Raw genomic sequence first — 12720 nt, forward strand, 5'->3', positions numbered from 1 at the left:
CTGATGGTGGTGCAGAGCGCGGGCATCCTGCTGTATCGGCTGACGGATGCCGGGGAGCCGCAGGTGTGGATCGCGCACATGGGTGGTCCGTTCTGGGCGGCGAAGCAGGCCGCGGCCTGGTCGATTCCGAAGGGGGAGTACGAGCCCGGAACTGACCCGTTCGCGGCGGCGCGGCGGGAGTTCGAGGAGGAGATTGGGGTGCCGGCGCCTGAAGCACAGTATGAGGAACTGGGGGAGTTCCGGCAGTCGTCCGGGAAGGTGGTGACGGTGTTCGCCGCTGAGGCGGACTTCGCCGTTGATCGGCTGGCGAGCAATACCTTCGAGCTGGAATGGCCCAAGGGATCGGGGGTGTTGCGGGAATTCCCCGAGGTGGATGATGCGCGGTGGGTGGGGCTGGCAGAGGCACGGGTGAAGCTCGTGCGTGGGCAGGTGGCCGTGCTGGACGTTCTGACCGAAAGACTGCGCGCCGAGGGGCGCCTCGCCGATGAGCCCGAGCATCACTGCCCCGAATAGGGAGCGGCAGCGCGCCACCCCGCCGACATGCTGGCCGGATGCGCACCCGGAGCGCATCGGGCGCTGACCGGCTGGAGGCAGGTGTGCGCGAGCGGTGGCGGAGCTAGAATCTGAAACTCAAGAAGATCCGAGCGACGTCGCGCTGAGAAATCCAGCTATGAGACAACCTGTATGACCGCCGAATGGAACGCGCGGACACCATGACCACCTGGTGGACGAGCGACACCCACTTCTCGCACGAGAACATCATCAAGTACTGCAATCGTCCGTTTCGAGACGTGCAGGAGATGAACGAGGCGCTCATCGAGAAGTGGAATTCGACGGTGTCGCCCGACGATGTCGTCTATCACCTCGGTGATCTCGCTCTGGGACAAGCGATTGAGCAACAGATTGCCCTGACAGCCCGATTAGAAGGTCACAAGCATCTCGTGCCCGGAAATCATGACCGAATCGCCGAATCGTTCGAGGGCCGCCGGAATGATGCGAAGTTCCTTCCGTTGTATGAGGACGCGGGATGGAGCATCCTGCCGGAAAAGTTTGAGCACTCGATCGGGGAACGCAGGGTCGTCGTCTGCCACTTCCCATATGTTGGTGACTCGCTGGACGAGGACCGATATCGGCTCTACCGGCCCCGTAATTCCGGCCTGCCCATTATCCACGGCCACGTTCACAACCTCTTCGCGACTCTCGGACGTCAGTTCAACGTGGGAGTGGATGTACGCGGCTTTGCACCTGTCGACGAGGCTGTCATCGTGCGATGGCTCGAGAGCCTGGAAGGCATGGGCGATCTGGCCCCTTAATCGTTTGCCGCGAGGAATATCGCCGACAATGCGTACGCCACGGCCACGGAACCCGGGTCTTTGAGACCGACGCTTCGCTCCTGATGCCACGCAGCTCGGCCCCGGGCAGATCTCAGAGTTGCAACCTCGTCGACCCGGGCCTGCAGAAAGGCGTCGAACTCGCGCTCGGATGGATGGCCGCTCAGTTCGTCGAGGGCGGGGGAGAGCACGTCGAGCAGGGTCTTGTCGCCGAGTTGGGCTCCGCCGCGACGCGAAATCGATTCGGCGACGTGCCGCCCGATGAGCAGGGCGGTGTCTTCGTCGATGGGGCGGGCGTCGTCGACGATGGTGGACGCCGACACGAGGCCCGCGCCCACGAGCGCCGCGAACGTCGACGGATTCGCCGAGGCGAATGCCATCCCCGCTTCCCGCAGCAGAGCACTGTTTGTGGCGTTCACCGGCAGTTCCCGGACGCGAGTTGCCATGGCATCCACCCCCAGAGAAACGGTGATCCCGAGATCTCCGTCACCGAGTGCCGCATCGAGATCACGCAATTCGTCGGTGTGCTGTGGAAGTGAATTCGCGAGAGCGAAAATCACGGAACGGATGGAGGACTCGAAGGCGGCGGTCGGCACCACCGCGGGCTGCACGCGGTCAATGATCGCGGCTGCATTCTCGGGGGACGTGTCGGGCACAATCGAACCGGGCCGCCAGAACGGGGAGGACGCAGGTGCGGCAAGCAGTTGCTCGAGATCGTCGTCCACGACAAGAAGGGAGATCGACGCGCCGGCCATTTCCAGGCTCGTGGCGTACTCGCCGATGAAGTTGTGAACCACCGTTGCCCCCGCGTCGGTGATGCGTTGGGCAACGCGGGCATACAGCACGTACAGCTCCTCAAGCGGTGTCGCACCGAGCCCGTTGATGAGCACAGCAAGGCGTGCGCCCGGCCCCACCCCGACCTCATCCTTCATCCGGTCGAACAGGTCGTCGGCGATCGCGTCGGCAGGCTCGATGGCCGCCTTGCGGACACCGCTTTCGCCGTGGATGCCAACGCCTACCTCCATCTCGCCTTCCGCCAGCTCAAAGGTTGGCTTGCCGGCTGCAGGGAGGATCGTCGGGGCCAGTCCCACCCCTGCGGTTCGGGTGCCGTCGACCGCGGCGTTTGCGAAGCGCTCCACCGTTTCGAGGTCATCCCCGCGCGCCGCAGAAGCGCCGGCGATCTTGTACGCGAACACCAGGCCGGCCACACCACGTCGCGTTCGAGCTGCGCTTGCCGGCGCCGACAGAATGTCGTCATAGCCGAGAACGGTGGTGGTGCGGATGCCTTCAGCAGCAGCGGCTTCAGCCGCGAGATCGAAGTTATAGATGTCGCCGCCATAATTGCCGTAGAGGTAGAGCACACCCGCACCGCCATCAACCGCCTGCGTCGTTCGCAGGATCTGAGCCGGCGACGGTGATGAAAAGACATTTCCGATAGCGGCGCCGGTCGCCAGACCGGAACCCACGTAGCCCATGAAGAGCGGCAGATGCCCGCTGCCGCCACCGGTGACGATTCCGACGCGGCCGGCGGTAGGCGCATCGGCGGCGATGACCGCGCGACCGTCCGCGGAGGCGAATCGGTAGCTGGAGGGGTGGGCGGCCACGATGCCCGCCAGGAATTCATCGACGAAGTTCGCCGGGTCGTTGATTATCTTTCGCATTTCGCCTCGCTGGTCTGGTGCGTGTCGCATGTCAAGCAGGCGCCGAGCCTTACGGCGTCGAAGCCGTTCACCATCCCCTGCGCCTTGCGGACGCGCGGATGGAAAGCAATCGTACTGTGTGCCCCCGGTCCGTGGGGGTCCCATCCAGGCGAGCAACAACTCCAACGGCTCGGCCTGCGCGCGTTAGCGCGCGGTGTAGGTCTCCACGGATGACGAGGCTGAGAACCCGGCCTGCACTCCACCGCCGGCCACCGTGATCCTGTTGCCAGTGAGCACCGGGAAGATGCCGTGCCGCGCGGTCAGCATCGGCGTTCCGAGGCGCCAGACGTTCGTCACCGGGTTGTAGATGTCAACGCGGGAGTACACGTTCCGGGTTGTGGCACCGGCGCCGTTCTGCGTTTCGCCGCCCATCACGTACAGCTCGCCGCCGAAGTACACCGCCTTGCCCATGCCGCCGCGGGCCTGGGGGAGCGCTGCGAGCCCTGCTCCCGCAGTGGCGCTGGAGCGCCAGACGTTTGTTGCCGGGTCGTAGACCTGCAGGGTGTCGTAGCCGTTGGCCACCGTGTTGCCGTCGCCGCTGCCCGGCCCGCGACCGCCGACCACGAAGAGCCGGGAGCCATCGGTGGCGGATGCCGCGTGGTTGCGGCCCTGGGGCATGGTGGCCAATTCCGTCCAGGTGTTGGTCGCGGGGTCGTAGCGCGCAGCACGGTTCGTCGTCGCCGACCCGATGATGCCGCCCGCGAGGTAGACTCGCCCGCCGATGACGGCGGAGGAGCTGGATCCGGCGGCGAACGGCATGTCCGCACCGAGGGTCCAGGCGTTCGTCGCGGGGTCGTAGATCTGAACTTTGCCGGCACCGGCTCCCAGGCCGCCGAAGAGGTAGAGCTTGCCGCCGAGCACCTCCGCCGCGTGATGGTGACCGACGAATGGGCGAACGGGCAGGGTGGAACGCCACACCCCCGTCGCCAGGTCCAGCGCCAGGGTCGCGGTACTGCTCTCGCCGACCAGGTACACGGTGGAACCGATCCGTCCACCGGCGACCTCGCCGAGGGCGACGGGCATCGCCGGGCCGGCCTCCCAACGCGCGGCGAAGCGTCCTGCGTAGGTGCTCGTCGCGAGGCTGCCGCCGGTGAGATAGACGACGCCGTTCACGAGTCCGGCCACCGGGGTCTTGCGGCCTCCCGGAAGCGAGAGAAGCTTCGACCAGGTGTTGCTGTCGGGAGCGTACACCGTGACGTCGCTGCTCGCCGTGTTGCCCGGGTTGGTGCCGCCGAGCACCAGGATCTGACCGTCGCGCACCACGCTCACGATATGGCTCCGCGCCTTGGGCAGACTCGCCATCTTTGTCCAGCCGTTGGTGGCCGGATCGAAGCGATGGACGTCCGACTGCAGACCGGTGTTCTCATTCTCGTTGTGCTGCCCGCCGATGGCGTAGACCTTGCCGTCGACCGTCGCCCCGGTGAGGTGGTTGCGCGGATTGGGCAGGGGTGCGCGAGCGCTCCAGGTGGTTCCGTTGTCGAGGTTGAGGACCCAATGGTCCGGCTGGTCGGGGTCGGCGGTCGATCCTGCCACGCGGCTGGTGCCGCCGAAGAAATGCAGTTCGCGTCCGACGATTGCCGCGCCGCCCGCGCCGCGCGGGGCCGGCAGCAGCGGTCCGCGAGCGTAGGTGCGATTGACGGTGTCGTACTTCCACACGCTTCGGGTCGACGGCCCCGGGTGATTGTCAACGTAGCCGCCGACGAGCCAGACCGTGGTGCCATCGGCGACGACCGCTGAGTGCGTCAGTTCCTCCGGCAGGTCGGGGAGCGGGGACCAGGAGTTCGTGGCCGGGTCGTAGACGTCGCTTCTCGCCGTTGTGATCGTGCCGGTGTAGAAGCCTCCGAACACGTAGAGCTTGCCGCCGGCCACGGCTCCCTGGCCCTCAGAGCGTGCGATCGGCGATTGCGCGCGGGTCTCCCAGGCGAACGGGGTGGGATCGCCGGTCGGCGGAGCGGGCGGGGGTGGCGTGGTGCCACCTGTCGGCGCGACCACGGTGATCGCCGCGACCGATGGCTGGTCGGTCTTCGCCGTGAACGCGATGTCCAGCCGGCCATCCGTGACGGGCACCGCAAACGTGCGGGCCGTAGCGGTCATCGCTCCCACCGCCGCGAAGATGTCGAAGTCAACGAGCTCGGCGGCGCCGCCTTCGAAGTTGGCGCTGAACACCCGCTTGCCTGTGCCGCCTGGACCGCCGCCGGTCGCCCCGTGGTAGATCTCGGCGAAGTGGAGCGTGACGGTGTGCGTTCCGGAGGCGCTGACCGGGATCGAGTAGCCGAACCCGCCGAGGTTCTGGGTGGCGCTGCGTTCGTTGAGGTAGATCCCATCGTCGGTGGTGCCCGCGATCGCCGTCACAGCGGGGTTGGAATACGACTTCCCGCCAGAAAAATTCGCGTCTGCCGCCCAGCTGACGCCTCCCGTCGTGACCCCGCCTCCGCCGGCATTCCAGCGCAGGGTCGGTGCTGGTGCGGGCGGTTCCGCAATGTTGTCGACCGTGAAGGTCGTCTCGCCGGTGAGCACGTCGCCGTCGGTGTAGGTCACCCGCGTTGAGATCGTGTGGGAGCCCTCGCTGACCTTCGTCGAGTCGAACGGACTGGCGATGGTCGCGGATCCTCCCGCGAAGTCGTACGGCGCCGTGCGCTCGACCTGGCGCGGTGCGCCAGTCATCGACGTGTTGTTCAACCAGAACTCCACCGCGCTGATGCCTGCCTGTTCCTGGAAGAACGGGTAGATCATTCCCTTGACCGTCGCGCCGCTGAGCGAAGCAGCAGCGGACCTGTTGGCTGCGGAACTCACGAGCAGCGAAGGCAGATCGCCTTCGTGCGCGGCGACCGGCTGCGGCGCGGCAAGGGCCAGAGTGGATGTGACGGCCACTGCAGCGAGGAGGGCGACGATGCGCCGTCGGGCTCCGAGTGCGCCGGCACGGACGGGCAGGGCGTGGAGCGGGGCGAGCGACATCGACGTCTCCTCAGGTTCGGGTACCCGGGCGAATTCGCACAGGCCGTTGGGTACCCGGCCAGCGAAGCGTGGCTCGCACGTTACTCCCTCGTGAGATGGGAGCGCGAGGGGGTTTGCCCGATTCGTGGAGCCGACCCTCTATTTGTGACGGGCGGGTGATCCCCTTTCCTCCTGTCGCAGCCGCGCGGATAATGAGCGCATGGATGTGCCGCCTGGTTCGGCCGAGTTCGAGGTATCCAACGAGTTGGAGCGCCTGCGACGACGCGCCTACGGACCGGATGCCGACATCGCGGGGGATGCGGCGGCACAGGCTCGGCTTTTCGAACTGGAATCCGCGCGCCGCCAACGGCTGACTTCCGGCATCCACGCGGACGGAAGGACACCCGCTCCGCTGCCGGAACTCGTTCGGGCCTCGGAACGCGCCCCGGGCCCGGAACGCCTGCCCGTCGCTGAACCTGCCGGAGGGTCGGCCACTGCGAACGACGGCGCCAACCGGCCGACCGCCGATGCCGGTCCCAGGGCCGGAGCCTCCACAGCACCGTGGTGGCGTCGTCGCTGGTTGGCGATCCTCGTCGTCGCCATAGCGGCCATTGCCGTTGGCGTGGCCCTCGTGGGGTGGATATCGCAACTGCTTGCTTTCGGGGCGGCTCCAATACTGACGGACACACCGACGAAGGCGCAGCCCCTCGATGCGGGAGGGGCGTACGACGTGGTCCCTCCGGACTACGTGCTCGCACTGGAGTCCGTCGGTGCCGTCTCCGATGTGCCGAAGGACCCGCACGGCACTCTGGACCGGCTGGGTCTCGGTGCAGGGGACATGCGGCGTTACGAGAACTTCGGATACCTCAGCGTGTGGAGCGGAGAGAGCCGTTACGGAACCGTATGCCTGCTCGTTGCCCACCCCGTTCAGGGGCTCGATGAGGGGATCGGCGCCGAAGCGTGTTCACCCGACAGCGTCGACACGATCGCCGACCTCCTGATGCCGAGCGGTCGCCTCACTCGGTTCGTGCTCAAGGGCGACCGCGTCGACGTCTACATCTATGTGAAGTCGGCGAACCCGATTGCACCGCCAGGCTAGGGCGACGAACCGTGGAAGAGACCGACATGGCAGCGACTTCTGGTTCACCGCCTCGAGCCTTGAATTCTCCCCGCGCGGCGGCACTGGCGGGGGTCTTGTTCGCGCTGCTTTTCGGAACCTCCCTCGTGCTCCTGAGAATCTCTCTTCCTGACCGGCTCGAACCGAGCGTGAACTGGCTGGACGAGGGTGCGACCACCCGCATCACCGTGAGCCTCGCGCTCATCCCCTTCGCCGGCATAGCGTTCCTGTGGTTCCTGGGTGTGATACGCGACCGGTTCAAAGATGCGGAAGATCAACTGTTCTCATCAGTCTTCATGGGCAGCGGGCTTCTGTTTCTCGCCATGGTCTTCGTTTCCGCTGCGCTCGCCGGAGGGATCCTGGCCACCGTGCCCCTCATCGCCGAAGAGCCGCGCCAAGCCGAGGTTGCGACCTTCGGCCGGGCCGTCATGTTGCAGGTCAGCAACATCTACGCGTTGAGGATGGCCGGCGTCCTCCTGGTCTCACTCGCCACGATGTGGCTTAGGACGGGGGTTCTGCCCCGATGGCTGGCGATCGTGACCTACCTCGTGGCGGCGGTGCTTCTTGTCGTGACAAGCGTCAGCTTGTGGGTAACACTCATCTTCCCGGCCTGGGTGCTTGGTGTCAGCATCCTGATCCTCTACATCAACTACCGGCGTCGACCCGCAGCGTCGTAGATTTAGCCGCGACCGGGGCTGGCGGGTGACAGAGGTGAGTGACAGGCTCATCCCATGAACATCGACGAGTGGTGGCCGAAGCTCGATTCCGCGATGCGCGATTGGCTGATCGCCCACAATGGGGAGGCCGTGCCGGCCCACATCCTGAGTTCGATCGAGGCCACCGGAGCCGCCGTCACGTCAGACGCCTCGTGGGTCGGGCACAGCGGCCCGGATGGCCTCTACCTCTCGGATGAAGCGACAGACTGGGTGGAAACCGTCGCGAACAGGGAAACGACGGACGATCGTTGACGTTGCTCCGGTGAAGGCCCCCTCCGGCCACTGACGACCTGATTCGCACTGGAGCTCTCACGCGCCGGATAGGACATCCTGGCGTGGACAGAATCACCCATTGGCTTGAGGGCCCGAAATGGGTCATCCGCCCGATTCCGTGGGGGCCGGGCGTTCCTAGCCTTGGGACATGGACATCCCGATTCTCGCAGGCATCGCGTCGACCATGCTGTTCGCCCTCAGCAACCTGCCGATGGTGCTGAAGGCCGCTCGCACGAAGGATCTTCGCTCATACAGCCTTGGCAACCTCGCGCTCATCAACGTCGCGAACGGGGTTCATTCGCTCTACGTCTTCAGCCTGCCGGTCGGGCCTCTCTGGCTGCTCCACGGGTTCTACCTCGTGGCGTCGGCCGTCATGCTCGCCATGTTTCTCCAGTTCCGCCGCCAAGGCGGATCGCCAGTCCAGCAACACAATCAGAACAGGAGGCGGAGCGATGGACAGAAAATCGCTTCGGACATCGTTGGAGTCAGCTGACATCGTCATCATCGGCGGCGGGCAGGCAGGACTCGCACTCGGCTATTACCTCGCTCGCTCAGAGCGAGACTTTGTGATCCTGGACGCCGGAGACCGAGTCGGGGATGGCTGGCGCAAGCGATGGGATTCGCTGCGACTGTTCACACCCGCCAAGTACGACGGCCTCCCCGGCATGCCGTTCCCGGGCGATCGGCTGAGGTTCCCGACCAAGGATGAGGAAGCTGACTACCTGGAGGCATACGCAACGCGGTTTGCGCTTCCTGTCTCCACAGGTGTCCGCGCTGAACGGGTGCGGCGAGATGGCGACGAATTCCTCGTCGAGGCGGGCAATCGGCAATGGCGCGCGAGCAATGTCGTGCTTGCGACCGGTGGGGAGCAGACGCCGGTCGTGCCAGCCTTCGCGGATCGGATCGCGGACTCGACCCTGCAGTTGCACTCCAGCGAGTACCGTAACCCGGCACAGCTGCACCCAGGTGCAGTCCTCGTCGTTGGGCTGGGCAACTCGGGGGCCGAGATCGCGCTCGAGTTGAGTTCCGACCGGCCGGTACTGCTGGCCGGTGAGCCGGTGGGTGAGCTTCCCTTCCGACACGGACGCACCGCCGCCCGCTTCGCTCTGCCGTTGATCCGGTTCGCCGGCACCCGAGTCTTGACTCTGAGGACGCCGATCGGCCGGAGGGCCGCCGCTCAGTTCAGTGGGCCACCGCTGATCCGCACCCGGCTCCGGGATCTTGCCGCGGCCGGCGTCACACGGGTGCCTCGGATCGCTGACGTCGTCGCCGGCCGGCCCGCCACCGCCGACGGACAGGCACTGGACGTCGCGACTGTGATCTGGTGCACCGGATACCGGGAGGATTTCGGCATCCTGGACCTGCCCGGTGCATCCGCGGAGCGACCCGACCAGGTGCGCGGCGTCGTGTCGGCCATTCCCGGCCTCTATCTGCTCGGGCAGCAGTTCCTGTATGCCGCCACCTCCGCAACCCTTCCCGGCGTGAGCCGAGACGCGAAGTATCTCGCTTCGCGGATCGCAGCCCACGACCGCCGCGGATCAGACCAGCCGTTGCCGGTAGGCGTAGGCGGTCGCGGCCGCCCGTGACGTGAGGTCCAGTTTCGCGAAGATATTGCTGAGATGTCGAGCGACGGTCTTCTCGCTGAGATACAGTTCCGCAGCGATCGCCTTGTTGGTCAGACCGGACGCGACGAGGCGCAGAACTTCGACTTCGCGCGTCGTGAGCGGGGAGTCGCCCCGCTGTCGGCGGAGCGCGTCCAGCTCCCGGACGCTCGGTGTGGCGCCGAGTTCCGCGAACATGGCTCGCGCGGCCTGCAATTCGACCTCGGCTGAGATCTCATCCTCGAGCATGCGGTGTGCGCGAGCGATCAGCGCACGGCATTGGGCCAGTTCGAAAGGCAGGTCGAGATCCCGCCAGAGCGCACTCGCACGGCGGGCTTCGCCGAGGGCGCCGAGCGCATCGCCCTCCTCGAGCAGCACTGCCGCGTTGGCGTGGCTCGCCGATGCGTTCAGCATCGGCATCCGGCTGTCGGAGCTGACGACTCGAAGCTCGTCTGCAGCCGCCCGGGCGAGTTCGACGTGTCCGGCGGCGAGTTCGATCGTGACGAGTGCTGGGAGCATCCGCCGCCGCGTCCCCGGATCGGATCCCTCAACGGCGCCGCGGATGAGTGCAAGCGCGACGTCACGGTGGCCGCGAGCGAGGGCAAGGAGGGCGAGGCCCGGCTGGGGCTCGAATCCGGTCTCGCCCGCGCGGCGATAGGACGCCTCGGCATCGTCGAACTCGCCGCGCAGCCGCTCGATCTCGCCCTTCTGGTAGAACGCCCCGTATGCCGCGTCCCGGTCTCCGAGCCCGAACCGTTCCTCGGCGATCAGAGCAGCGCTGTATGCCTCGGACCAGGCGCCGTGGAGGCGGTAGAGCGCCGCGCGGTGGGCCTGGCACTGGGCGCTGAACGGAATCATGTCGGGTTGTGCGGCGCACCACTGGTCGAGCGCAGCGGTCCACTCGTGGGCGCGTTTCAGGTCGTAAGCCAGATGGCAGGTGCCGATCACCGCGCAATAAATGATGCCTGCCGGGAGGGGTGAGATCTCGCCCGCGGTGACAGCGACCATGGCTTCGTCCAGCAGGGTCATCCCGTCCTCGACCTGGCCGGCCATGATCCTCGACTGCCCCCGGCCGAGCTGTGCGAGGCAGTAGATGTCGCGGTCTGCGAACCGCTCGGCGAAAGTGGCGAGCTGGTCGAATGCCCGCAGTGCGCCGTCTACGTCGCCGGAGTAAAGCGACCCCAGCCCCACCGGAATCAGGAGGAACCCCTCAGCGACCTCCGATTCAGCGTCGCCGTGCACCAGACGTTGTGCGCGTGCGAGCCAGCCGCCGCCGCGCGCACGGTTCCCCGCGTTCATCAGGTGGATTCCGAGCCAGGCCGCGCATCGAACGGCCCCAACGATGTCGTTCGCGGCGAGGTACTCCTCATGCGCGCGGGTGAGGGTCTCGACCCCGTCGGTCTCGAGGCCGAGCAGGAGCGCAGCCGTTGCCGCCAGTTCCAGGTCGCGGGCCGGGAGCTGTCCCTCGTTCTGGGCGACATCGAACGCATCTCGAGCAACGGTCCACCGATGCTCTTCATATGCGGTCCGTGCGAGTTCGAGAGCGGCAGGCATTGCGGTCCCACTTTCGATCCGCTCCCGGTCACCGCCGGTTGTGGTGCCGGTACGGATGCGGGTCAGGGTACGCGCCTGAGATGGAGCGGGCAAGGCCCCGCCAGGTGTCGACACTTGAGAGCACTGCGGGAGCTCGGGCTGAGGGTTTGCCGGGACTCATCAACCTGCATAATCATGAATCTGACGTTCACAATCGCCAAAGGGGCCGGTTCGTGAACCCTTCGTCGCCAGAGACGACGTCGGCGACGACCGGAGAAAGGCAGCAGCGATGAGAGTCACGTGGGCGGCGACAGGTGTGGTGGCCGCCGCGGGCGTGGCGTTCGGAGGGCTCGGGCTGGTGATCGCGAGGCGCCTGACCGCACCGGGCGGGCGACAGTACGACCTCACGATTCGAGGCGTGGAAACGTCGGGGGAGCTGCTCACCGTCGTGCTGGATCGGACGCCACGGACCACGCTGCACGGCTTGTACAGCCTCTTCGTCGAGAACGGTGGCCGGGTTCGACTGTCACCCGAAGCCGAGGATCGCGGACCGGGTCTCGTCGCCCGCCAGGTTCTGGGCGAGCCCGGCGAAGGCCTGACAGTCGGCGGGCGAGCATCCTGGAGCGGCATTATCTTCTCGAGTCCGGAAGATGCCGGGCTGGCGGTCACGGATGTCGAGGTGCCGACGGGAGTAGGCCCCTCGCCCGCCTGGCTCGTCGCTCCTGAGGGTGACTCGTCGACCATCTGGGCCATCCACATCCACGGCCTCGGAGGCTCCCGCGCCGGCGTGCTTCGTGGCGTGCACGCTGCCTCGGAAGCCGGACTGACGTCGCTCGTCGTGACCTACCGGAACGATGGTGAAGGTCCGTTCGTGGGGACCGGAAGAAGTGGGCTGGGGTCCGACGAGGCGGATGACGTGCGTGCGGCGGTGCGCTTCGCGCGTGAGAATGGTGCACGCAGCGTCGTGCTCGTCGGATGGTCGATGGGAGCGGCAATCGCGCTGCAGCTCGGCGCCGATGCCGAGTTCCACGGCCTGATCGCAGGCCTCGTCCTCGAATCGCCCGTTCTCGACTGGGTCTCGACGATCAGAGCGAACTGTGCACGCGCAGGGATGCCCGACTGGACAGGCGTCCTCGCGGTGCCGTGGCTGAAATTCCGAACGATGGCTCGTGTGACAGGACTCGCCAACCGAGTCGATCTGCGCCGCTTCGACTGGATCGCGCGTGCCGACGAATTGACTGTGCCGACCCTGATCCTCCACGGCAGCCCCGACACGTCGTCGCCGTTCGCGCTCTCCGCCCGCCTTCGGGACCTGCGCCCGGACATCGTCGACCTCGAGGCGTTCGACGCCGATCACACCATGACCTGGAACTCGGACTGCGAACGCTGGCAGGCGGTTGTTTGCTCGTGGCTGGCAGGGCGGGCGTCGACAGGCACGAACGCGGCGTCTGCCGCATCCGTTCCGCACGATCGCGCCTGAGAGACCGTTGCCAGGACCATCCCTGAGTTATTCGC

General features: G+C 66.6%; 11 protein-coding genes. 8 read left to right on the forward strand and 3 right to left on the reverse strand.

Translation table 11 applies throughout. The features are described 5' to 3' along the window. Positions 1 to 3: 3 nt before the first annotated feature. A complete protein-coding gene (locus ABIE24_RS08190; protein WP_354498567.1) occupies positions 4 to 513 on the forward strand; it encodes an NUDIX hydrolase in 510 nt (169 codons plus the stop codon). Between the two features lie 182 nt (positions 514 to 695). Further along, positions 696 to 1313 carry a metallophosphoesterase gene (locus ABIE24_RS08195; protein ID WP_354498569.1) on the forward strand — a complete coding sequence of 206 codons (618 nt, stop codon included), beginning with the start codon at positions 696 to 698 and terminating at the stop codon, positions 1311 to 1313. Here ABIE24_RS08195 and ABIE24_RS08200 read toward each other — a convergent pair. After that, positions 1310 to 2992, reverse strand: coding sequence for a dihydroxyacetone kinase family protein (locus ABIE24_RS08200; protein ID WP_354498571.1), 1683 nt, complete (start codon positions 2990 to 2992; stop codon positions 1310 to 1312). The genes ABIE24_RS08195 and ABIE24_RS08200 overlap by 4 nt on opposite strands. 183 nt (positions 2993 to 3175) lie before the next feature. Continuing rightward, a complete protein-coding gene (locus ABIE24_RS08205) occupies positions 3176 to 5986 on the reverse strand; it encodes a Kelch repeat-containing protein (protein ID WP_354498573.1) in 2811 nt (936 codons plus the stop codon). A 199-nt stretch (positions 5987 to 6185) separates the two neighbouring features. On the opposite strand from ABIE24_RS08205, the gene ABIE24_RS08210 reads away from it, so the two are divergent. The 5 genes from ABIE24_RS08210 to ABIE24_RS08230 all read left to right on the forward strand — a co-directional run bounded on the left by ABIE24_RS08210 (position 6186) and on the right by ABIE24_RS08230 (position 9657). After that, positions 6186 to 7064, forward strand: coding sequence for a hypothetical protein (locus ABIE24_RS08210; protein ID WP_354498575.1), 879 nt, complete (start codon positions 6186 to 6188; stop codon positions 7062 to 7064). A gap of 59 nt (positions 7065 to 7123) precedes the next feature. After that, positions 7124 to 7759: a hypothetical protein gene (locus tag ABIE24_RS08215; RefSeq protein WP_354498577.1), complete on the forward strand. Its 636-nt coding sequence runs from the start codon at positions 7124 to 7126 to the stop codon at positions 7757 to 7759. A gap of 54 nt (positions 7760 to 7813) precedes the next feature. Then, positions 7814 to 8050, forward strand: a complete 237-nt coding sequence (locus ABIE24_RS08220) for a hypothetical protein (RefSeq protein WP_354498579.1) — start codon at positions 7814 to 7816, stop codon at positions 8048 to 8050. A 169-nt stretch (positions 8051 to 8219) separates the two neighbouring features. Continuing rightward, positions 8220 to 8564, forward strand: coding sequence for a hypothetical protein (locus ABIE24_RS08225; RefSeq protein WP_354498581.1), 345 nt, complete (start codon positions 8220 to 8222; stop codon positions 8562 to 8564). Next, positions 8524 to 9657 carry a flavin-containing monooxygenase gene (locus ABIE24_RS08230; RefSeq protein ID WP_354498583.1) on the forward strand — a complete coding sequence of 378 codons (1134 nt, stop codon included), beginning with the start codon at positions 8524 to 8526 and terminating at the stop codon, positions 9655 to 9657. The genes ABIE24_RS08225 and ABIE24_RS08230 overlap by 41 nt, the downstream gene beginning before the upstream one ends. Here ABIE24_RS08230 and ABIE24_RS08235 read toward each other — a convergent pair. Beyond that, on the reverse strand, positions 9610 to 11226 hold the full coding sequence (locus tag ABIE24_RS08235; protein WP_354498585.1) for a LuxR C-terminal-related transcriptional regulator: 1617 nt from the start codon (positions 11224 to 11226) through the stop codon (positions 9610 to 9612). The genes ABIE24_RS08230 and ABIE24_RS08235 overlap by 48 nt on opposite strands. A gap of 268 nt (positions 11227 to 11494) precedes the next feature. Here ABIE24_RS08235 and ABIE24_RS08240 point away from each other — a divergent pair, with 268 nt between their 5' ends. After that, positions 11495 to 12685 carry an alpha/beta hydrolase family protein gene (locus ABIE24_RS08240; RefSeq protein WP_354498587.1) on the forward strand — a complete coding sequence of 397 codons (1191 nt, stop codon included), beginning with the start codon at positions 11495 to 11497 and terminating at the stop codon, positions 12683 to 12685. The last annotated feature ends 35 nt before the right edge of the window (positions 12686 to 12720 follow it).

It is taken from the genome of Mycetocola sp. 2940 (assembly GCF_040548835.1).
Taxonomy (GTDB): domain Bacteria; phylum Actinomycetota; class Actinomycetes; order Actinomycetales; family Microbacteriaceae; genus Mycetocola_A.